The sequence below is a fragment of the Bacillus sp. Cr_A10 genome (assembly GCF_029222665.1).
GTDB lineage: Bacteria > Bacillota > Bacilli > Bacillales_A > Planococcaceae > Psychrobacillus.
Genome location: NZ_JARHXR010000007.1, coordinates 298,674 through 320,686, shown reverse-complemented (window position 1 = coordinate 320,686; position 22,013 = coordinate 298,674). Strand labels below are relative to the sequence as shown.

Genomic DNA, 22,013 nt, shown 5'->3' with positions numbered 1-22,013 from the left:
AGGGAGGGATTTTTTATGTCAACAGAAGTGAAAATTGTGTATGCAGACGTGGAAGTTCAATTAGCAGAAATGACAAATGCGAAGGATTCGCTTGTACCCACAGCAGAGCCACCTATTACCGGTAATACACTAGATGTTGTTACTAAATTAACGGAGCTTTCCACGAAACTTGAACAGCTATTGACAAAATATCAAACTATTTTAACTACCAATATTCAAACGACGACCAGTTCTGTGGAATTTATGAATGAGACCGATCAAAACATTTCAACGGCTATGCAATGTACAATTGATGGACCAAAGCAGGTGATGCAATGAAAGTATTAGACGTTAACCCCTTTCATGAAGGCTTAAAGCGAAATATTACACTCCTCACTAGACTTGATACGGAGATGAATTCTATTAAGAGCTCTATCGAAGGTCTTGTTGCATTAGAAAATTCTTTAAAGGGAGAAGGGGGGAATGCAATTAGAGCATTTTATAATGATTGCCATATCCCTTTCTTACAGTTTTTCACTACATTTAAATCTAACTTCGATAGTACGCTTACTCAGATGAAGTCTGCACTGGATGCTTTAGAGCCAGATCAAAACGGTTTTATTCGTCAAAGCTTTTTAGAAGGTGAAGTGGAAGAAGGACTTACTGAAATTTCTCAGGTCACTAGTAATCTGACAGATGAATCAAATGCCATCATGGACCAGGTAGCTGATATTGTTGCTCTTCCACATTTGAATGATAGTGGTGTCCAAGACGGCGTAAAAAATGCTCGGAAGAAGCGAGATGATACCGTTACGGATCTAAATGAATTTGATTCGACTCAAACAAATGCATTGTCGCAGGTAGAAGCTGATTTGCTCATGATGGAACTATGGTTAATTGATCTAGAAGGAATGATGAACGACGGCTTGACGGATATTGACTTCCCGGCTGATCGTTGGGCAGAATATACGCAAAGTCACCCATTAAAAACTGAGCTTGAGAGTCGAGTAGGAGACATGGACAACGTAGATGCAGAAGGGAAAGAAGAAGATCCAGGAAATGTGTCGTCAGCAAATCCTCAAGTGAAAGAGTTGAAAACTGCAGTCGATATGGCCAAAAGAGCAAATACTGCTATAACAGGTGGTGTCTCTGCATTTGGAATGTATGTAGCTGGTAAAGAAGGTGGATTGAGCACCTCAAGAGTATTTAATCCAAAAACTGGCACGTACTCGTATAGAATCAATGCAACGGGTAAAGCAATGAGGCATCTGGGTGTAGATTTAGATTCTAAAGCATTTAAAGAATTAATGCGTAATGTTCCGAAAGGAAATAAAAAATGGTCGCCAAAGCATTATGAAATTGCAGCAAACAATACAGTTACGCTTAAATATGGTTCGAAGAAGCCTGGACAAAGTGGTTGGTCAGGTACTGGGGATGCGGCATTGAAAAATCATCCTTCACTTGCTTACTGGAATGACCAAGCAACAAATGTTCAAAAAGCTAAAACCGTTGGGGCTGCAACACTTAAAGGAACTGGAAAAGCATTTACAGATCTTGTCGATGTCAAAGGAATGGTATCAAGTGGGCCGCTTAAAGGGGCAGGAAAAGCACTTGGTCCAATAGGAGCAGGATTAAGTTATTACAGTAATTATTCAACTGCAGTAGATGCAGGATTAGATGGTGGAGAAGCACATGCTCGTGCAGCTTTGGATACAACGATTGATGTTGCAGTTGGAGGAGCGGTTCAAACCGCATTTACTGCAGCTTTCACCGTTGCCATCCCAATTCCAGGTGTTGGAACAGCGGTAGGTGTGGGCCTTGGTATACTTGCTAATGTTGCATTAAATACTAAATTTGGTAAAGAAGATAAATCAGTAATGGATCATGTAAAAGGATGGTTCCACTAATAAAGAAAGAAGTGATTAGAGTGAAACTTAAAGAAGAAGACTTTGAAGTATTAAGAGGTCCGATAGAATCCGGTAGACAAAGTCCTGGAAATTTAGCTTTTGTTCTAATTATCGGTATTTTTTTACAAGCATTGCTATATGCCCTTGAATATTTTATGGCCGCTGATTCCACTATTTACCCATATAAGGATGAAATACTTACAGTACATTTTTGGATAACGGTTGTATTAATAGGATTATCTTTGATTTATGCAATTCCTGCGGTATATAAACGTAGTGAGAAAATGCAGTATTTGCTATCGATCATCGTTACGCAAAATATGTCTTCTATTCCATTTCTAATAATGGCGTTATTTTTAATTGGAAAAGAAGGGGAAGGATTAATAGCTACTCCTGAATCTCTTCTAAATTTCACATTTATTATTTTATTTATAGGATTACTGGTGTTTTTAGCTACCTTTATCCGTTTTTATATTCTTTTGCAAAAAGGCCATTATCGTAAAGGCTCCAAAAAGGGAGAAATACGAGGTCGATTTGAGACTACATCTTATATTCCAGCAGCGACGATTGCAGGTATTGGTATTGTTTTTATTATTCAATACATTGCTCGAAATTCAGCCATCGATGATTTGAATATGATGATTCTTATTGTCGGTGGTATTCTCACATTTTTTGTCATGCTTTTCATACTTCCCGAGCAGCTCGTTATTTGGTATTGTAAGCATCGATTTAAAAGCTTTAATTTTAATGAGCGCGGTTATATAAACAAGCAGCAATTCAATTGAAGTGGAGAGTGCTTTCCATGCTAGGGAAACTAAAGGAAGAGGATTAATGAAGTACTTAGAGGACCTCTTGAATCTGGAAGACAAAGTCCAGGAAATTTAGAAATACGAGGTCGATTTGAAACTAATTCTTATATTCCAGCAATGACTTTTGAGGTTTAGGTATTGTTTTTATTATTTAATACATTGCTCGTAGGTCTGCAATTGATGATCTGATTAGCAGTATCCTTATTGGCGGTGGAATTCTCACATTTTTTGTCATGCTTTTCATACTTCCGAAACAGCTTGTTATTTTATATTGTAAGCAGCGCTTCAAAAGCTTTAATTTTAATGAGCGAGATTATTTAAATAAAAGAGAATCTTTATAAGAAAGGGTGGATAAAAGATGGGGATCGGAATGTATTCATTAGTGTTTGACAATGTGTTGACATATGAGGTGGAGCAGAAAAAAGAAGATTGGCAAAATGGCGTTTATGAGATAGAGGAATTTACGCTTAATAAAGATGTGTACAAAAACGGCCCTGTATTATTTTCATTTGAACAAAATCGAACAGACGAAAAATTTGGACGTTTCACATACTACTTGCCAATCAGTAGTCCGGTCGTTTTAAGTGATGAAACGGATTTTAAATTTCAAGAATCTTTCGTATTGGATAGAGCGTTATTACTACGTCAAGCAGACCAAGAAATAGATTTTTATGCTGCTTATGAAAAAGTGAAATCATATGCACGAGCTAATCAAATAGAAGTAGAAGATACATATTATTGCGTATTACTAGAAGTTTACGGTGAATATATTATTGATTTGTATGTACCGATAAAAGGACAGGGTGATGAAGGATGATTGCTGAAAACCATCAAATTGCTTACCGAAATGTCGCATCTAAACTCTATAACTTTTTACCTGAAGAAATCGATATTGCACTAAAAGACTTTGATACGATTTTAACCGATCACGGCTATCATCCAACTGGTCCAATATTTTTTACAATCATTAGCGATCCAACATCAGAAGTCATGACTGCCGAATTATTTTTACCAATAGCAGAAAGTCAATTTTCTATTCCAAAAGAAGAGGAAGTAAATTTCCGGAGCTATTTTTACGTCAATAATCTATTAAGCACCAGGATTATAAATGACTTTGATGTACAATCTCAAGTGAAGTATTGGGAGCTCTTCGATTATATGAAAGAGCACAACATGACCCAAAAAACCCCCGTATTCGTTCAATTCAAAAAAACAAACTCCAATCGAACCTACGCCGAAATGAGCTTAGGCGTACTATAAAAAAATGTGAGATGTTTAGAAGAATGTTACTGGTGCCTGGCACCAGTAACATTCTTGTAACATTTACGAAATATATTGTCTAGTGATTATATATTAAAATTGTAGGATGGTGTATTCATGAAAATATTAGATGTTAGACCGTTTGATGAAGGGTTACAGAAGAATATACAAATGCTTACGCGTTTAGAAGGGGAAATGCAAAAAATACAAACCGCGGTTAATGGGCTTGTTGCGCTTCAAGACTCCTTGAAGGGGCAAGGTGGTGATGCCATTCGTTCATTTTATAATGATGCTCATTTACCTTTTCTACATTTTTTTCTAACGTTTAAAGAAGAGTTTGATCGTAAGCTTAAGCAAATGGGTGATGCGCTTACTGCTTTGGAATCTAATCCGAATGGATTTATTCGAGAGAGCTTTTTGGAAGGCGAAGTGGAAGAAGGGCTCACAGAAATTTCACAAGTCACTAGTAATTTGACAGAGGAATCAAATGCCATTATGAACCAAGTAGCGGATATCGTAGCCCTTCCACATTTAGATGATAGTGGTGTTCAGGATGGAGTAACGAATGCTCGGAAAAAGCGAGATAATACAGTAACCGATTTACATGAGTTTGATAGTACGCAAACAAATGCTTTAGCTATAATCGAGGCTGCTATTTTAAATATGGAATTGTGGTTAACAGATATAGAGTACTTAATGTCAGAAGGCCTAACTGACATTCAGTTTCCTAGCGCAGATTGGAACTATGTGCAGGATTCTACTCCAATTGGGAAGTTTTATCTTCAACATCAAATTAATTTGCTTGCTGATGACCTGCGAGTGAAAGAAAATGAAGTGGAAATATCCTCTCCTAGTAATACAGAAAAGAACCTTTGGGAAGGTATAATGACAACGGTTGGTCTGGATATTAACGATTGGGAGCAAAAGCCAATCAATGCTATTGCCAATTTGGGTGGATTTACTGCTGCTGGCTACGAAGCAGCGAAAGAATTGCGATTGGCATCTAAAGGTTTTGGAATCTGGAGTGAAACAAAATATACAAAACAAGGAAAGCCTAAACTCGTAATCCATGTAGAAAGGCCAGAACTGATAGGTGTAAAAAAGAAAACATACACTGGAGCAAATGCAACGAATTATACGAAAATTTTAAGACGAGTGGATCCGATGACCAATGTTAGAGAAACGTTCCGTTTTGCAGGAAATAAACTCGGATACATCACTGTATTTGCAACGGCAGGCGGAGATATTGTACATGGAATTCAAAATAATGAATCAGCTAGTGAAATTGCAGGTAATGTGACAGGAGATGTCGCTGTTGCAGGTGCTTCCATGGCGGCTTCCGCATGGGCAGGTGTTCAGATTGGTGCAATGGCAGGAGTTGCTGGTGGTCCAGTTGGGGTAGCAGTAGGAGCAGTGACTGGTCTTATTGTAGGTACAATGGTAACTGCAGTTTTGAGTGAAATTAAAATTATGGACGTCAATAATGATGGTAAATCTGATTCTATCGGTGACGCCATTAAAATAGGCACGAAAGGTATTATTGATGGAGTTGCTTCTTGGTTTAAATGATAGGGGGAGAAGAAAATAGTACAAAATAAAATTGACGATGTAACATTGTCTTATTTAAAATTTCAAACACCAGAAATGAATAAAAAAAATATTATCGTGTTTTTTAGCATATTTTTATATTTAATTGGGTTGTTACCAATTATATCGGAACCTTTTTCACTTCCTTTTTTTATTGCAGCCATTGTACCAATTGCAATAATTCAAATTTGGGCTATTATCTATTTAATTAATCCATATAAGTATGAAAAGTCTTATTATTTATTTTTTGGTGTTTATGGTTTAGTAAATACGTATGTATATTTTTTACTCATAGTAAAAATGTTATATCTTAATATTGGAGTTGAAGGAAATACTCCTTATATTATTAGTTTATGTTTATTTATTGCCTTGTTAGTAGGAGTAAACGTTTTAAACTTGATTGCACTTTATTCGGGAACGTATCACAAATTACAACAAAAAAGAAGTATAAATGTCGCTTGGGGCTTCATTGGTGCACTAGGGTATATTTTAGGTCAATTCATACTCTCGTTTATATTTACTGATTCTGCATTCTATACACTGTTAATAGTGCTAATTTCTTTATTATCTATTTTAACTGCTTATTTTTCTGTCTATATTCATAGGTACTATTTTATCGATAAAAATATGGAGTTGGTAAAACAGGTGTATCCACAATTTGGATGTTCTAGGGATGAACGATATTTGAAGAAGAAAAAGATAAGAAAAAACAAATAATGTAAATTGCTATTATTTAGTGAAATAAGACGGTAAGGTATGATTACAATACCTGTTGCTTGGTCGGTTATCGAAGGCGTAAGTTATATTTTAGGGTAATTAATTCTATCCATTATATTCTTCGCTATCCTTAGCTTGGTTTTACCGAAGAGTGAAATAGTTTTGAGAGAAAAAAACGGAAGAAAAGGGGGAAGAGTAGATGATTCCTACGTTTACAGTAAATGATATTTTCGTGATGATGCAGACATTGAATACTAAAACATTGATTGGTTTTGCTGATCCTTTCCAATATCTTTCGAAACAGGAAGTTGAAAAGGAATGGGAAAGAACTTATAAAAAGCTCCATAAGCTTAAACTTTTAGATTTCGTAGATGGAGAAGTTAAGCTAGAAGAAGGGTTTGGCAATGCTCTCTGGATTATGTCTAGAACAAACATGGTCGTAGAGATTTTAAGAGATGTTGAAAGTAAGAGCTTATTTTATTTTGGTAATACAAATGTAGTCGAATGTTCGAAAAATGAAGATAATGCTTATACTCTTTACACGCATGGAACTCCAGATTCTACCTGGAATGAAGTGATTTATCCTCGCATGCTGATGGGCGTGGAAGGAAACAAAATTCTACCTAAAACAAACAACAAAATCCTTATTCCTACTAGAGAGTATCGCGAATGGGTGAAAAATGGAAAAATAATAAATGAGAACAAACTAGTCTCCTTATATGAAAATCAGGATACGGGAACATTAGTTAATATTTTAAAACAATCTTTTCAAAATAGATTACATAACAACCGGCTCATGATTTTTTATCGAGAAAACAATAATTGGTCTATTGAGGGATTACATGTACTAACTTCACCTAATCAAAATTGGACTTTCAACATGATTCGTAAAAATGAAATGGAGTTCCTCGAAGGAAAACCAAGTACAAATATAGAAATAGTCGCGGGCATTTTGAATGTACTGAGAAGAGTAAAAGAGAAGAAGGAACCTGTGAAGAATTCATAAAGTATTTCCTATTGTATAGATTTTTGTTTGAGTAGAAGATATGACTCCTTCACATAATAGGAGAAATGCTTTCTGTAGTATATAATGGAGAAAGAAAGTTAGAATTAATTTCTACTGATTCAAAGAAGGAGTTTGGAGTATTTGAGTAAAAAAATTATAAAAAATGAGTTACCTGAGAATTATGAGGAGCTTAAAAAGGCAGCAAATAGAACTTCTAGCTGGAGAGCACGTTATGATGCTGTAGAGGAATTAGGGAAATATAACACAAGTCAGGTTATTGATATACTAAACTCTAGAGTAGCAAATGATCCTGTTTATAAAGTTCAAGAAGAGGCTTACCGTATTCTTTTAGAGTTTGGTGAAGACGTTGAGGTACCAGAACGTAAAAAATTCGAAGTGATCAAAGGTGCAAATAAAGTTTTCCTACGTGTGAAGAAAAGTTTACCTGCCGACCATACATTTGAACAATTTCTAGACAAACTGAAAAGAATGCGTAATGACGTTTACGACGCTTACGAAGGCGAAAAAGGTTTGGACTGGCTGAAAAATGAATGGGCTAACATTAGCACAAAAAGCAATAACAAGTAATCATAGAACTAGTGTTACAACTATATTACGGGTGCCTGGCACCAGTAACGTACTTGTAACACTTTTTTTTTGTAACTGCCCTAAGAGATTTAAAAACAAAAGAAATCCCAAAAGTCTATGAGATGACTTTTGGGATTTTTATTAGTTGCTAGAAACTAGTCGATGGGAGATTCTTTTCCCAGCTTCCATTGCTTTGTTTATTAAAAGTTCGAGTCGTTCTTCGGTCAGGTTGAAGCTGACTACTCCAATACTAATAGCTCCAATGACTTGTCCAAAGCTGTCTTTTATGGAAACGGCAATGGAGGAAGTGCCTTCTGTTCTTTCTGAGTGGCTGGTTGCATAGCCTTGTTTTTTTATTTGCTCCAGTGTTATAAGCATTTCGTACATTTTGTCTGTTGGTAGGAGCTGAGACAGTATGTTTTCTGTTTGGGCTGCTGGCATAGCAGCTAGCATTGCTTTATTGGCAGCGCCAATATTCATTGGTATGCGTAATCCCAATTGATCATAAATACGGATTGGATTGTTTTCGCTATCGATTCTCTCTACAATCATTGCTTCCGTCCCGAGCGGTTTGCTTAGGTAGACACTTTCCTCTACTTCTTTGGACAACCATTCTATTTCTGGTCTAATTTTGCTTACGTAATCAAAGGAGTCGTAAACTTTGAGTCCGTATTCTAACCATACAATCCCAAGTCGATACATTTTGGATTGTGCGTCCTGTTCAACCAAACCTTGTTTAATCATAGCTTGTAACAGTCTGTGCATCGTACTAAGAGGGAGTTCACACTCTTTGGAAAGATCTGAGATGGACATTCCTTTTTCTGTTGTATGAGTTGCCAAAACCTGTGCTACGGTCATTGCTCGAATAATGGATTGCATAAAAAGCACCGCCTAATTTATATAAATATTAGTTTTCAAAATATATTGACATTGTAACATAGAGCAATTATATTTGAAATATAAAACTTTCCATTCTACGGAATAGTTTTCCGTTCAACGGAAAAGGAGGAGAAGCAGTGCATTATAATTCATCAATGTTTAAATCATTACAACGTGTAATTGTAAAACATCCTAACGAAGCTTTTATTAGTCAAGATCATTTGGCAAATCAATGGAAAGTCTTCAATTACTTACAGGAGCCTGATTTTGAAGAAGCGGTTCGTGAGTATAAAGGTTTTATTGAAATTTTAGAAAAGCATGTAGCACTAATAGATTATCTACCAGCATCTGAGAAAGTTGGTCTCGATTCTATTTATGCACATGATCCAGTAAAATTCACACCTGCTGGAGCTATTATATTGAAATCAGGAAAGAAACTAAGACAACCAGAAGCTACTGTTTATAAAGAGTTTCTGACAGATAAAGAGATTCCTATTATTGGAGAGTTAACAGGTGAAGCTGTATGTGATGGTGGTGACATCGTTTGGTTAGATGATAAAACACTAGTAGTTGGACGTGGCTATCGTACAAATGATGAAGCAATACGCCAATTAAAAGAAATAACGGCTCCATTTGTGGATGAGTTTATCATAGTACAACTTCCTCACGATCTAGGGGTTGAAGAGTGTCTGCATCTTATGTCATTTATTAGCATGGTCGATAAAGACTTGGCAGTTGTATATTCGCCGCTAATGCCCGTATTTTTCAGACAATTATTGATCGAGCGAGGAATTCAATTAATTGAGGTACCAAAAGAGGAATACGACAATCTTGGTTGTAACGTATTGGCACTTGCACCTCGCGTGTGTGTCCTTGTGGAAGGTAATCAATCAACAAAGAAACAGCTTTTAGATGCTGGCGCAACTGTTTATGAATACAAAGGACACGAAATTAGTGTTTTAGGAACTGGTGGTCCAACATGTCTAACTAGTCCTGTTATCAGAAATTAAAAGGAGGAAATTAAAATGAGTATTTTTAAAAATGTAATTGCAAAAACACCTGGAAAGAGCTATGTAGGGGGATTAACTACATCAGATTTAGGAACACCAGATTACGATAAATTACTAGTACAACACGAGGCTTATGTAGAAGCGCTGAAAAAGTGCGGAGTGGAAGTAACACTTCTTTCACCGAGTGAAGAATTTCCTGATTCTACATTCGTAGAAGATGCAGCGGTACTTACATCAGATTTTGCTGTTATTACAAATCCTGGTGCAGAATCTCGTAATGGAGAGATTGTTGAAATTGAAAGCGTTTTAAAAGATTTTTATGAGAAGTTTTATTATATCAAAGCACCTGGGACGCTTGATGGTGGGGATATTCTTCAAGCAGATAATAGCTTTTATATCGGAATCTCCGAACGTACAAATGAAGAAGGGGCTCGCCAATTAAAAGAAATTCTTGAAGGAGAAGGTTTTGAGGCAACTATTATTCAACTAAAAAAGTTCTTCCACTTAAAAACTGGAATCGCTTACTTAGGAAATAACAAAATGGTTGTTGCAGGAGAATTTGTTGACCATCCTGCGTTTGATTCATATGAAAAGATTGTTATTAGCTCACAAGATGAGTACTCTGCAAACTGTATTCGTGTAAATGATTTTGTCATTATTCCAAAGGGATATGAAGAGACAAAACGTCAAATTAATGAAGCGGGTTATGAAACAATAGAGTTAGATATGTCAGAGGTTCGTAAGCAAGACGGTGGACTTAGCTGTTTATCTTTAAGATTTTAATTAGATAGATAAGGGGAAAAGGGGAGTTTATTGTGTCAAATATTGGGGATCCATCACAACATAATCAATTAAACCGTTCTATGAAAAGCCGACATTTATTTATGCTTTCTCTTGGTGGAGTAATTGGAACAGGATTATTCTTAAATGCTGGTTATACGATTAATCAAGCTGGTCCTGGCGGAGCCATTGTTGGTTACTTATTTGGCGGTTTGATTTTGTATATGGTCATGACTTGTCTAGGTGAACTTGCCGTTTATATGCCGGTAACAGGTTCTTTCCAAACCTATGCAACTCGATTTATTAGTCCTTCTGCTGGGTTTTCTCTAGGTTGGATGTACTTTGTAGGTTCTGCTGCAACGGCCGGAGTGGAGTTTACCGCAGCAGGAATTCTCATGAAGCACTGGTTCCCTGATGTTCCAGTTTGGATATGGTGTGCTGTTTTTGTGATTATATTATTTGCCCTCAATGCCTTAACAACAAAAGTGTTTGCGGAAGCAGAGTTTTGGTTTGCAGGTATTAAAGTGGTAGCGGTAATTTTATTTATAATCATTGGGTTGGGTGCAATCTTTGGAATCATTCCACTTGAAGATAGAGCGACACCAATGTTTACAAATTTAGCACCTTCAGGATTGTTCCCAGCAGGAATTGCGATCGTTTTTGTAACAATGATGAACGTAATATTCTCTTACCAAGGATCTGAGTTAGTTGGAATTGCTGCTGGTGAAACAGAAAACCCGGAAAAAAATATTCCAAAGGCGATTCGAACTATCCTTGTCCGTATTGTCGTGTTTTATATAGCTTCTATTATCGTATTGTCTGCTATTTTCCCGGCATCAGAATTGGGACTACTTGAAAGTCCATTCGTAACATTAATGAATATTGCAGGAATTCCATTTGCAGGCGACATTATGAACTTTGTCATTTTAACTGCAATTCTATCAGTAGGAAATTCTTGTTTATATGCTTCTACACGTCTGTTATGGTCAATGGCAAATGAAGGTATGGCCCCTAAAATATTTGGAAGTCTATCAAAACGTAAAGTGCCATTTAATGCACTTTTATTCACGATATTGTTCTCGTTATTATCATTATTAACAAGTGTTATGGAAGCGGATACAGTGTTTGTACTATTAATGTCTATAGCAGGGATATCTGTTACTATTTCTTGGATGGGAATTGCAACCTCCCAATTGATGTTCCGACATAGATATTTGAGAGATGGTGGAGTTTTAGAGAACTTGAGTTTTAAAGTACCTTTCTATCCTTTTGTCCCGATTTTCTGTATTGCATTTTGTTTAATGATTCTCGCGTTTTTGGCATTTGACCCAACACAACGAGTAGGACTTTATTATGGTGTAGGCTTCTTTATAGCTTGTATGGTATTCTATAAATTGAGACTAGAAAAGAAGGATAAAAAGTCAGCATAAGAAGAAAATGACATTTTATTGTAAATAAATCAGTGTCTTGCATAAGAACTTTGTGGGGGAGAAATTTGAAATGAACCAATTATTGTGGCAAACACCAGAAACACTACGAGCTTTGTTATGCGAACTCGTAAGCTGGGATAGTATAACGCTGACGGAAGGTGAAACAAAGTTTGCTCCGAAAGTGATAGATAAGTTGAGAGAATTAGATTATTTTAAAGAGCGTCCGAGTCACCTACAGTTGCACGACTCTGGTTTAGGGAGATTTGCTGTTACTGCTTTATATAAACATCCTGAGGCGACGGAGACAGTAGTACTTATTAGTCACTTCGACACGGTTCAAACGGAAGAGTACGGCGCTTTAGAACCGCTTGCATATTTTCCAGAGGAATTAACGAAAAAGCTAATGGAAAATCCAGCTGATTTACCAGAATCTGCTCGTATCGATTTGGAGACAGGAAAGTATTTGTTTGGTCGAGGCACGATGGATATGAAAATGGGATTAGCTCTTCATATGCAGCTTATTGAAAAAGCAAGTGTGGAACAATGGCCAATAAATCTTGTGTTAACTACGGTTCCAGATGAGGAAGTAAACTCTGCAGGAATGCGAGCAGTAGTTCCACAGTTAGTGGCAATTCGAGAAGAATTTGATTTGTCTTATAAACTATTTCTAAATAGTGAGCCATGTTTTTCTCAAAAGCCAACTGATATTGAGGAATATATTTACTCTGGAACAATTGGAAAAATTATGCCTGCTGCTTTATTTTACGGAAAAGAGACGCATGTTGGGGAGCCGATGAAAGGAATGACAGCAAACTACATCGCTTCGTATTTGACGCAGCGTATGGAGTATAATTCTTTGTTCCGTGAGACGGATCTCGGAGAAAGTACACCTCTTCCTGTTTCATTGCAACAAAAAGATTTAAAACTGTCTTATTCGACACAAACGCCTTATCGTGCAGTAGCATTGTATAATGTGTTTTTGTTAAAGCGTACTGCTTCAGAAGTTATGGATTTATTCGAACAAGTGGCAAATGAAGCAATGGACGCATTGAACACAGACTATAAGGTAATTTGTGAACGTGAACAAGTAAGTGGAGTAGGGAAAGCAAAGGTACTTCGCTATGAAGAACTTCTTGCGTATGCAAATAAAAAACTGGGTGCAGAAGAAGTAAATCGCTTAAAAGAGGATGCACTTCAGCATGAGGAGTGGGACGATCGTGAAAAATCACTACGTATCGTCGACAACCTGATGATCCAATGTCAAGAGCTTGCTCCTGCAACGGTTATCCTATTCACACCGCCATACTATCCAGCAGTCAATACATCTAACAATCAGTTAGTAAAAGATGCAGTAGAGCTAATGAAAAACTCGGCACTATCATTTAACAATAAAATTGAACAAATCCACTATTTCAATGGTATTTGTGATTTAAGCTATGTGAATTATGAAGATGATGGAAATGGATGGACTGCCTTTGAAAGTAATACACCTGTTTGGGGTGACACGTACAGCATCCCATTCGAAGACATGGCTAAGCTAAATGGACCTGTTTTAAATTTAGGACCTTTTGGGAAAGATGCACATCAAAAGACAGAGCGTCTACACGTAGACAGCGCATTCGTCGAAATGCCTGTTATGTTAGAAACACTTATTAAAAGTCTATACTAATATTGAAATGACTCCTTTTTTCTAAAATGGAGTCATTTTTTTTGTTATAAATGTCGTTGATACGATGCCGAGATCGAGACTTGGGAGTTGGAAGTTGGGATGTTAAGGAGGTGTTACTGGTGTCTGGCACCAGTAACACTTTTGTAACAAATCGGAGACTAAAAAGGTGAATATACTATTGATAGGAGATCAAAGAAAATGCATATTTATGTGAATTTGTTTATAATTATATTGAATATATTATGAGCTTTCGAGATAATAAGCATATGCTAATGGATGACAGGAGAAGATGAGAGATGGAAATTGCAAGAGAGGTAAGGGATGAATTAAAAAGTAAATCAAATGATTATGTGCATGAAGTATACGAGTTAGTAAAGAAACGTAACCCAGGTGAAAAAGAATTTTTACAGGCAACAAGAGAAATTTTTGATTCTCTTCGTCCAGTATTTTTAAAGCACCCTGAGTTTATAAATAATGGTATTTTAGAACGTATAACAGAGCCAGACAGAGTTATTTCTTTCCGTGTTGCATGGGAAGATGATACGGGAAAGGTTCAAGTTAACAGAGGTTTTCGTGTCCAGTTTAACAATAGTCTTGGGCCATATAAAGGTGGGATTCGTTTTCATCCGACTGTTAATAGTAGCATCATGAAGTTTCTTGCTTTTGAACAGACATTTAAAAATGCATTGACTGGTCAACCGATTGGTGGAGGTAAAGGTGGTTCCGACTTTGATCCAAAAGGAAAATCCAACCGTGAGATTATGCGGTTTACTCAAAGCTTTATAACAGAGTTAAGTAAATATATTGGGGCTGATATGGATGTTCCAGCAGGGGATATCGGTGTTGGAAAAAGAGAAATTGGCTATATGTTCGGTCAATATAATCGCTTAAAAGGCGGTTACGAGGCTGGAGTTTTCACTGGCAAAGATCCGAATCATGGTGGTAGTCTAGGTAGAAAAGAGGCAACAGGATACGGCTGTGTTTATTTTGTAGAAGAAATGTTGAAAGAAAAAGGCGATAGTTTTAATGGGAAGACCGTCATCGTTTCGGGTTCTGGTAACGTTGCTACATATGCAATGGAAAAAGCAATTGAACTCGGTTCTAAAGTATTAGCATGTAGTGATTCCAATGGTTATATCTATGATCCGAACGGCATTGATGTTGAAACAGTAAAGCAGTTAAAAGAATTTGATAATAAAAGAATTCAAGAATATTTAAAATTTCATAAGAAAGCAACTTATGTTGAAGGTTGTACTGAAATTTGGAAAGTCCCTTGTGATATTGCATTGCCTTGTGCCACGCAAAATGAAATGGAAGAAAAAGACGCTGACATTCTCATCGGAAATGGTGTAATTGCTGTTGGAGAAGGTGCGAATATGCCTTGTACAGAAGGAGCAGTTCTAGCATTCCTGGCAAAAGGTGTTTTATTTGGACCGGCAAAAGCAGCAAATGCTGGTGGTGTGGCGGTTTCTGCAATGGAAATGTCCCAAAATAGCATGCGATTGTCTTGGACAGTTGAAGAAGTCGATGAAAAGTTAAAAGTGGTAATGAGAAATATTTACGAAAGCTGTCATAATGCTGCTAACGATTTTGGTTATCCCGGTAACCTAGTTGTTGGAGCAAATATTGCAGGTTTCTTGAAAGTAGCAGATGCTATGGTAGCGCATGGTGTACACTAATTAAATGTACCGTTCCAGGTAATAGACCTGGAGCGGTTTTTATTTTCCAGGTACCGAAACCCTAAATTAAATTAAATTAAATTGAAATTTACTTCATTGTTCGAACAATCGTGTTTGTTTAAACATTCATGTTATTCATGATTGTTTCGGTGCCTGGCACCAGTAACACCTTTGTCATAAAAAAAAGAAGCCGCTCTAGTTAAAAGAACGGCTTCCAAATTTGCTTATAATTTAAACTGACCGACTATTTTTTGAAGTTCCTGTGCCATATGGCTTGTCTCCATGGATCGGTTTGCAACTTCATCAATAGATGCGGAAGTTTGCTCTGTTGCAGCAGAAATCGATGTAGTAACCTCTTCTATTTCTCGAATAGATTCGGTTAATTGATTAATCAATTCGACAACACGTTTAGAGTTTTCTGCCTCGTTTGTTGTCATTGAGGATATCATGGAAATTTCATCAACTGTTTTAGCGACTGCTGACGAAATATCACTTAATGATTGGGAAGTTTCTTTAACTGTATTAGATCCAGTTTCAATCAATCTCGTGCTTTCTTCCGTGGAAGCAACTACTTGTTGAATACTTTCTGTAATATCTTTTACAATTTTTTCAACTTGATTAACTTCTTCGTTCGATTGTTCTGCTAGTTTTCGCACTTCCTCTGCAACAACTGCGAATCCTTTACCTTGTTCACCAGCTCGAGCAGCTTCAATTGAAGCATTAAGGGCAAGTAAATTTGTTTGGGCTGCAATAGCTGCGATAGAACCTGTAATTTGTTGTATTCTTGTTGTTGCTTCATTTAAACGTTGAATGGTTTCGCCAGTTTCAATTGAAGCAGTTTTAATTTTATTCATGTCATGACTGATTTCACTTGCACGAGTTAAGCCTTCTTTGGCCGTATTCATCGTTGTTTTTGAATTCATTACGCTTGCATCGGCATTTTCTTTAGAATCTTGTAATCCTTCCGCTAATTTTTGCAAGATACTTGAAGATTGCTCTGCCGTAATCGTTCCATCTGATACAGAAGCTGCTGTTTCGCTCATATTGATAGTTATTTGGTGTGCAGCATCCTTCATTTCATTCAGAGAAGCAGATGTGTCTTCGGCATTTTTAGTTAAGTTTAGAGAAGTCGCTTGAATTGTTCCTAACATATTCCGAAGATTTCCAGCAAGTGTATTGAGCGTATGACTTAAATAACCAACTTCGTCTTTACTATGAAAGCTTGTATCTTTCACAGAAAGGTTTCCTTTTGCAATTTCCCCAGCATGCACGATTAATGCAGATAGTGGTTTTGTTTTCCTTCTAATCAAAAATAAAGTAAATAATGATGCTAAGATCATTGGGATCAAACTAATTAAGATTCCTTTGCTCACAACATCCCATGTGCGCTCACCTACAATCGAACCATCAAAATCAATGACACTTATTGCTACAATCTTGCCCGAAGGATCATGGTTTTCATAAATCGGAGCATACCCGGATAGACGTTTCATCCCTCCGAAGTCATAGATTTCAGAATAAGTTGGATGACCCATTTCAAGCAGATTATTTACTGCCTCTTGGTCTATATAAAACTTATCCCCAACTTTAAATCCATCTTCTTTTAAGTTATCATCGAGAGCTAATAGATTACCTTCTAAATCAATAATATATTGTGATTCGAATATATCTTTGTGCGCGGTAGTCCAGTTTAACTGTTTCCCAACAGCATCCATTGTTGAAGTATCACCTTTTAGCATTAGTGCAACATTATTGCTATCAATTAAACCTGTTGTAATATTGGCACAACCATATGCCTCAACACCAGCAGCTTCATACAACTTATCGTATGCGGTAATATAAGTAGCGATAGACGTAATTATTAGTACGGCAATAATTATGCCGACAATGATCGAGCCCAATTGTACTGTTAAAGTATTCTTCGATTTCAATATTAAATTCTCCCCTGTTCCTAGGTAATTCCTATCAACCTATATAAACTATTTATACCATATAAACAGGTATAAAAGATACATGTCATTCAACCGAATTCAAACGATTATGTGACTATTCTATTAAAAAAACGAATAAATGAATTGTTACAAAAATATTACTGGTGCCTGGCACCTGAAATAAAACTCGAATTAAGCTAGGGGATAGTTTTAAATAGGGGGATTGTCGAGAAAAGCGAATTTTTTGCATTGTTTAGTTGGGATATTTCGACGAATTGTGAAATAAATTAGCTGATCGTAAAACTTTATATACAATGGTAATTAATATAGAAGTAATATAATTTAGGAATCTCAAACAAATCTATGTAATAGATTTGTTACACAACTGTAAACTCACAAATGTTTAGTTCGTGATAATATGGGTATAGAGAAATTTTCAGAAAGTTTTAGTTAGAATTTTTTTCGAGTATACATCTTCTGGAGGAACATAAATTTTGACTTCTTTGTTTAAAAAAATCATCACTATCTTTAGTTTAACTGTAGTTTTAGCCGCGGGAACATTTGCAGGAAATACAGAAGCAGCAAGCTCTGTAGCATCGACACAAATCGTATCAAGTGCGAAAAGTCTAATAGGAATTAAATATCGTTATGGTGGAACAACGAAGGCAGGATTTGATTGCTCTGGTTTCATTGGTTTTGTGTACAAACAACAAGGTGTTAAGTTACCTAGAACAGCAGCTGGTATGTATAGTACAGGTAAAGCAGTGAAAAAAGCCAATTTAGCAGTAGGAGATTTAGTTTTCTTTAACACAACTGGAAAAGGTGTCTCTCATGCAGGGATATACATAGGTAGTGGAAAATTTATTCACGCTTCTTCTTCTAAAGGTGTTAGAATCGACAAAATTAATGACCCATATTATTGGGGAAAAAAATACGTTGGCGCTAAAAAAGTTGCAAACGTTTCAGTAGCGAAAAAATAATCATATAAATAGTACCGTTTCAGCGAATTATGCTGAAACGGTTTTTTGTTTATCTTTTTCTATTTGGATCAAGACACCACAAAGCAATTTGTAGGATGATGGCGTCTTGAAAAACGGTTGGATTGTAACCAGTTAGTTCGCCAATTTTTTTGAGTCGATATGCCAAAGTATGACGATGAATGACCAAAGTATCCGCGCAAACAGCGAGTTGTTGGTTGCAATTAAAGTATTCTTGCAATGTTAGGAGTAACTTTTCATTTAAACCACTTAATATACGACTTGTAAATTGCTTTGCTTCACGGCTATCATGTTTTTTTAGTAAGGAAAATAATTCAACATCCTCAAAATAGACGATGTTTTTATCCGGAAGTCCGTGCTTTAGAGCAGTTTTGGCTGTTTGATATGCAATATGAACTTCTTCTATAGAGCGTACAACTTGTCCTACTCCAATTGGTAATACATCATACTTTTTCAGCTTAGAGGCAAGTGCGGATATTTTCTTTTTAAATAAATTTTCTTCAAGACCAGATATAAGAATAAAATGTTCATTTAATTGATAATGGCCTACAAGAATTGAGTCGTTTTGAAAGTAGTACTCAATTCCTTGTAGGATCGATTGATAGGATTTAGACTCTGGATTAATTTCTAACATCATTGCATAAAAAGGGGCACTATTAACAAATCCTATTTTGTTAATTCTTTCATAAATTACTTTTTGAAGAGGCTGACCACTCATCAGCTCTTCAAATACCATTTCTTGCATTTTTCGCTTATATTCTCTTTCGGAAACGATAAGTGCTTGATGGACCATCATTTCCGTCGTAAGCTGGACGAGGGTTGCAATCTCTTCGATTTCACTAGGATCTCCAGTAATCCCTATAACCCCAACTAGTTCATTCTGAAAAAATATAGGCAAATTAATTCCTGGCTTTGTTTTTGGAAATAAGTGTTTGTTCTCTTCCGTTATCCACAGTACCTTCTTCGTTTCAGCAACTATTACAGCTCCCTCATGAATACTATCTACACGTAATTCATCCCCTGAAGCAAGGATGATTCCATTTGTTTGCATGACATTAATATTTCTATGTAGTCGAAGCATCGTTTGCTCAACTATTTGATTTGCAAGCTGTTTAGTAATCATAGAACCTCCGTGATGTATAAATTTTTAATTGTTATAGTACAGTAAATTTATACTTCAAGTATAATGTAAATCTAGAAATTGAACACTATAATTTTATGTAAGCGCTTAAATAAAAGGAGGTGTTTACGTGAAAGTAATTGTGAGTCCTGATTCTTTCAAAGGTTCCTTAACAGCAACGCAAGCTGCTTTTGAGATAGCGGAGGGAATAAAAGAAATTGATCCAACTATTGAAACTGTATTACTACCTGTAGCAGACGGTGGAGAAGGCACATTAGAGCCGCTAATTATCGCAACAAATGGAAAAACCGTTCATTTGGAAGTACACGATCCAATAGGTCGTCTTGTTCAAGTAGAATACGGTGTTCTAGGAGATGGAGAAACTTGTGTGATTGAAATGGCTAAAGCTTCTGGCTTAACGCTTTTAAAGGAGCATGAAAAAAATCCTCTCATTGCTTCCACATTCGGCACTGGTGAATTAATATTACATGCACTAGATAATGGATTTCGAAAATTTGTTGTTGGTTTAGGTGGAAGTGCAACAAACGATGGTGGAACTGGTATGCTACAAGCGCTAGGAATGAAATTTCTGAATAAAGATGGATCAGAAATTAAGCCAGGAGCTGACGGACTAAGGGATTTAGTTGAAATAGATGCTACTAATTTTGATAAGCGCATTCAGAATTCGCATTTTATACTTGCTTGCGACGTAGATAATCCACTAGTTGGACCTAATGGTGCGACTGCTATTTTCGGTCCTCAAAAAGGTGTTACACCTAATTTAGTGGAAAAGCTTGATCAGAATTTATTAAATCTAGCAAATAGAATTGAAGATTTAACGGGAATTTCTCTACATAAGCAGCAGGGAGCTGGTGCAGCTGGAGGATTGGGAGGTGCTTTTATAGCATTTTTCCCAATTGAATTAAAACCAGGTATTGAAGTAGTCATGGAAGCAATTGATTTTTTTCAACAAATTGTTGGAGCAGATTTTATCATTACTGGGGAGGGTAAATCTGATCTTCAAACACTTTCAGGCAAGGCACCAATTGGAATCGCGAATGCCGCTAAGACAACGGGTATTCCAGTAATCTTGCTTTCTGGTTTTATTGAACAAGCAAGCGTTTCAGCATTAAGTTCTTATTTTTATAAACTCTCAAGTGTAGCAGATGGGACTATTTCACAAGAAGAATCCATTTGTAATGCTGCTCAATATTTACGATTGAGAACAAAAGAAATGATGCAATCCATTTTAGAAAAATAAAAAAGGGGTGTAAAAATGTTATTTTTGGTTATTTTACTTGGTGTTGTATTAGTTGTAGTAGCAACTGCGGTTTTCAAGCTTCATCCATTTTTAGCTTTATTGATGAGTGCGTTTTTCGTAGGAATCGCTTCTGGAATGCCACTACTGACTGTAGTCGAAAATGTAAATACCGGATTCGGCGGATTGATGACGAGCATTGGTATTGTAATTGTTGCAGGGACAATCATAGGGGTTATTTTAGAGAAGTCAGGTGCAGCTTATCGTATGGCAGAAGTGGTGCTTCGTATTTTAGGAGAGAAGCGTCCACAGCTAGCAATGTCAATTATCGGTTATATCGTTTCTATTCCGGTATTTTGTGATTCTGGTTTTATTATTCTTTCTAGCTTAAAAAAGTCTTTAGCAAAACGTGCAAAAGTAAAGGTTGCATCGATGGCGATCGCACTTTCAACAGGTTTATTTGCGACTCATACACTAGTTCCACCAACTCCTGGACCGATAGCAGCTGCAGGAAACATTGGAGCTTCTGACTATTTAGGAACTATTATTCTAGTTGGTTTATTAGTAGCTATACCAGCAGTGATTGTAGGTTATTTTTGGGCAATAAAAGTAGGATCTAAAATTGAAGTAGATGCAGATCATGAAGAAGCGCTGGATTATGAAGAAGTAATTAAATCCTTTGGCAAGATGCCTTCTACATTTAAATCGTTTCTACCTATCGTGTTACCAATTATATTAATAGGGATCGGTTCAGTAGCTGCACTAACCGGCAGTGACTCAGGATTCACACATTTTCTTCAGTTTTTAGGAGCTCCAACAGTAGCATTATTATTCGGAGTATTGGCATCATTTTTATTACTACCTGAAATCAGTGAAACAACTTTATCTGGATGGATTGGAGAGAGTCTTAAAGAAGCGGCACCTATTTTATTAATCACTGGTGCAGGTGGATCGTTCGGAACAGTAATTAAAAATTCTGGTGTTGCTGATCAATTACAACAAATGGATTTAGGGGCTCTAGCAAATGGTGCATTATTCTTATTAGTTCCATTCCTTATTGCAGCAGCACTAAAAACGGCTCAAGGCTCATCCACCGCTGCACTTGTTATAACATCATCCTTAATAGCACCAATGCTTCCTACACTAGGAATTGAAGGAGCACTTCCACTAGCCCTAGTGGTAATGGCCATTGGAGCTGGTGCAATGACGGTAAGCCATGTAAACGACAGTTACTTCTGGGTAGTAACACAATTTAGTGGAATGAAAGTAACGGATGCATACAAAGCGCAAACAATGGCTACCTTACTGCAAGGAATCACTACAATAATAGTAACAATGATTCTTTGGTTAATATTTGTCTGAAGAATGACAAAAATGTTACGAGTGCCTGGCACCAGTAACAATTC

Annotated in this window: 20 protein-coding genes; 17 read left to right on the top strand and 3 right to left on the bottom strand. The window is 36.5% G+C overall.

Going from position 1 to position 22,013, the window contains the following annotated elements; translation table 11 throughout:
* Positions 1-15: 15 nt before the first annotated feature.
* The 9 genes from P2Q73_RS05590 (at position 16) to P2Q73_RS05550 (ending at position 7,853) form a co-directional block, all read left to right on the top strand.
* Positions 16-318 (top strand): YwqI/YxiC family protein, encoded by a 303-nt coding sequence (locus tag P2Q73_RS05590; RefSeq protein WP_275784773.1) that lies wholly within the window; start codon positions 16-18, stop codon positions 316-318.
* Positions 315-1,886: a ribonuclease YeeF family protein gene (locus tag P2Q73_RS05585; RefSeq protein ID WP_275784771.1), complete on the top strand. Its 1,572-nt coding sequence runs from the start codon at positions 315-317 to the stop codon at positions 1,884-1,886. The genes P2Q73_RS05590 and P2Q73_RS05585 overlap by 4 nt, the downstream gene beginning before the upstream one ends.
* Before the next feature lie 20 nt (positions 1,887-1,906).
* Entirely contained in the window at positions 1,907-2,671 is a 765-nt protein-coding gene (locus P2Q73_RS05580) for a hypothetical protein (RefSeq protein ID WP_275784770.1), read from the top strand.
* Between the two features lie 382 nt (positions 2,672-3,053).
* On the top strand, positions 3,054-3,512 hold the full coding sequence (locus P2Q73_RS05575; RefSeq protein ID WP_275784768.1) for a DUF5085 family protein: 459 nt from the start codon (positions 3,054-3,056) through the stop codon (positions 3,510-3,512).
* The gene (locus P2Q73_RS05570; RefSeq protein WP_056827804.1) at positions 3,509-3,955 is read left to right on the top strand and encodes a DUF5085 family protein; all 447 of its coding nucleotides are present in this window, start codon (positions 3,509-3,511) and stop codon (positions 3,953-3,955) included. Before P2Q73_RS05575 ends, P2Q73_RS05570 begins: the two co-directional genes overlap by 4 nt.
* A 117-nt stretch (positions 3,956-4,072) precedes the next feature.
* Positions 4,073-5,524 carry a ribonuclease YeeF family protein gene (locus P2Q73_RS05565; protein ID WP_275784765.1) on the top strand — a complete coding sequence of 484 codons (1,452 nt, stop codon included), beginning with the start codon at positions 4,073-4,075 and terminating at the stop codon, positions 5,522-5,524.
* 45 nt (positions 5,525-5,569) lie between these two features.
* Positions 5,570-6,259 carry a hypothetical protein gene (locus P2Q73_RS05560; protein ID WP_053590385.1) on the top strand — a complete coding sequence of 230 codons (690 nt, stop codon included), beginning with the start codon at positions 5,570-5,572 and terminating at the stop codon, positions 6,257-6,259.
* Positions 6,260-6,458: 199 nt separating this feature from the next.
* The gene (locus P2Q73_RS05555) at positions 6,459-7,265 is read left to right on the top strand and encodes a hypothetical protein (protein WP_053590384.1); all 807 of its coding nucleotides are present in this window, start codon (positions 6,459-6,461) and stop codon (positions 7,263-7,265) included.
* A 141-nt stretch (positions 7,266-7,406) separates the two neighbouring features.
* A complete protein-coding gene (locus tag P2Q73_RS05550; protein WP_275784764.1) occupies positions 7,407-7,853 on the top strand; it encodes a HEAT repeat domain-containing protein in 447 nt (148 codons plus the stop codon).
* 141 nt (positions 7,854-7,994) lie between these two features.
* Here P2Q73_RS05550 and P2Q73_RS05545 read toward each other — a convergent pair whose 3' ends face one another.
* The gene (locus P2Q73_RS05545) at positions 7,995-8,732 is read right to left on the bottom strand and encodes an IclR family transcriptional regulator (RefSeq protein ID WP_275784762.1); all 738 of its coding nucleotides are present in this window, start codon (positions 8,730-8,732) and stop codon (positions 7,995-7,997) included.
* Positions 8,733-8,869: 137 nt separating this feature from the next.
* Between P2Q73_RS05545 and P2Q73_RS05540 the strand changes: the two genes are divergently transcribed.
* The 5 genes from P2Q73_RS05540 to gdhA all read left to right on the top strand — a co-directional run bounded on the left by P2Q73_RS05540 (position 8,870) and on the right by gdhA (position 15,300).
* Positions 8,870-9,742 carry a dimethylarginine dimethylaminohydrolase family protein gene (locus tag P2Q73_RS05540; RefSeq protein WP_481747137.1) on the top strand — a complete coding sequence of 291 codons (873 nt, stop codon included), beginning with the start codon at positions 8,870-8,872 and terminating at the stop codon, positions 9,740-9,742.
* A gap of 15 nt (positions 9,743-9,757) precedes the next feature.
* Complete coding sequence (locus P2Q73_RS05535) at positions 9,758-10,525, top strand: dimethylarginine dimethylaminohydrolase family protein (RefSeq protein ID WP_275784761.1); 768 nt, start codon at positions 9,758-9,760, stop codon at positions 10,523-10,525.
* An 80-nt stretch (positions 10,526-10,605) separates the two neighbouring features.
* Positions 10,606-11,952, top strand: a complete 1,347-nt coding sequence (locus P2Q73_RS05530; protein ID WP_275784815.1) for an amino acid permease — start codon at positions 10,606-10,608, stop codon at positions 11,950-11,952.
* 70 nt (positions 11,953-12,022) lie between these two features.
* Positions 12,023-13,621: a M20/M25/M40 family metallo-hydrolase gene (locus P2Q73_RS05525; protein WP_275784759.1), complete on the top strand. Its 1,599-nt coding sequence runs from the start codon at positions 12,023-12,025 to the stop codon at positions 13,619-13,621.
* Positions 13,622-13,917: 296 nt separating this feature from the next.
* Positions 13,918-15,300: an NADP-specific glutamate dehydrogenase gene (gdhA, locus tag P2Q73_RS05520; RefSeq protein ID WP_275784757.1), complete on the top strand. Its 1,383-nt coding sequence runs from the start codon at positions 13,918-13,920 to the stop codon at positions 15,298-15,300.
* Between the two features lie 224 nt (positions 15,301-15,524).
* On the opposite strand, the gene P2Q73_RS05515 is transcribed toward gdhA, so the two are convergent.
* Positions 15,525-17,231, bottom strand: a complete 1,707-nt coding sequence (locus P2Q73_RS05515; RefSeq protein ID WP_056827785.1) for a methyl-accepting chemotaxis protein — start codon at positions 17,229-17,231, stop codon at positions 15,525-15,527.
* A gap of 494 nt (positions 17,232-17,725) precedes the next feature.
* On the opposite strand from P2Q73_RS05515, the gene P2Q73_RS05510 reads away from it, so the two are divergent.
* A complete protein-coding gene (locus P2Q73_RS05510) occupies positions 17,726-18,211 on the top strand; it encodes a C40 family peptidase (RefSeq protein ID WP_056827783.1) in 486 nt (161 codons plus the stop codon).
* Between the two features lie 49 nt (positions 18,212-18,260).
* Here P2Q73_RS05510 and P2Q73_RS05505 read toward each other — a convergent pair whose 3' ends face one another.
* The gene (locus P2Q73_RS05505) at positions 18,261-19,352 is read right to left on the bottom strand and encodes a CdaR family transcriptional regulator (protein WP_056827781.1); all 1,092 of its coding nucleotides are present in this window, start codon (positions 19,350-19,352) and stop codon (positions 18,261-18,263) included.
* 127 nt (positions 19,353-19,479) lie between these two features.
* Here P2Q73_RS05505 and P2Q73_RS05500 point away from each other — a divergent pair, with 127 nt between their 5' ends.
* On the top strand, positions 19,480-20,610 hold the full coding sequence (locus P2Q73_RS05500) for a glycerate kinase (RefSeq protein WP_275784755.1): 1,131 nt from the start codon (positions 19,480-19,482) through the stop codon (positions 20,608-20,610).
* Positions 20,611-20,625: 15 nt separating this feature from the next.
* Complete coding sequence (locus P2Q73_RS05495) at positions 20,626-21,969, top strand: GntP family permease (RefSeq protein WP_275784753.1); 1,344 nt, start codon at positions 20,626-20,628, stop codon at positions 21,967-21,969.
* Positions 21,970-22,013 lie beyond the last annotated feature (44 nt).

Coding starts and splice junctions, on each gene's coding strand:
- P2Q73_RS05495 (WP_275784753.1), top strand. CDS start 20,626: ATGTTATTTTTGGTTATTTTACTTGGTGTTGTATTAGTTGTAGTAGCA.
- P2Q73_RS05505 (WP_056827781.1), bottom strand. CDS start 19,352: ATGATTACTAAACAGCTTGCAAATCAAATAGTTGAGCAAACGATGCTT.
- P2Q73_RS05555 (WP_053590384.1), top strand. CDS start 6,459: ATGATTCCTACGTTTACAGTAAATGATATTTTCGTGATGATGCAGACA.
- gdhA (WP_275784757.1), top strand. CDS start 13,918: ATGGAAATTGCAAGAGAGGTAAGGGATGAATTAAAAAGTAAATCAAAT.
- P2Q73_RS05590 (WP_275784773.1), top strand. CDS start 16: ATGTCAACAGAAGTGAAAATTGTGTATGCAGACGTGGAAGTTCAATTA.
- P2Q73_RS05575 (WP_275784768.1), top strand. CDS start 3,054: ATGGGGATCGGAATGTATTCATTAGTGTTTGACAATGTGTTGACATAT.
- P2Q73_RS05545 (WP_275784762.1), bottom strand. CDS start 8,732: ATGCAATCCATTATTCGAGCAATGACCGTAGCACAGGTTTTGGCAACT.
- P2Q73_RS05585 (WP_275784771.1), top strand. CDS start 315: ATGAAAGTATTAGACGTTAACCCCTTTCATGAAGGCTTAAAGCGAAAT.
- P2Q73_RS05530 (WP_275784815.1), top strand. CDS start 10,606: ATGAAAAGCCGACATTTATTTATGCTTTCTCTTGGTGGAGTAATTGGA.
- P2Q73_RS05535 (WP_275784761.1), top strand. CDS start 9,758: ATGAGTATTTTTAAAAATGTAATTGCAAAAACACCTGGAAAGAGCTAT.
- P2Q73_RS05565 (WP_275784765.1), top strand. CDS start 4,073: ATGAAAATATTAGATGTTAGACCGTTTGATGAAGGGTTACAGAAGAAT.
- P2Q73_RS05570 (WP_056827804.1), top strand. CDS start 3,509: ATGATTGCTGAAAACCATCAAATTGCTTACCGAAATGTCGCATCTAAA.
- P2Q73_RS05525 (WP_275784759.1), top strand. CDS start 12,023: ATGAACCAATTATTGTGGCAAACACCAGAAACACTACGAGCTTTGTTA.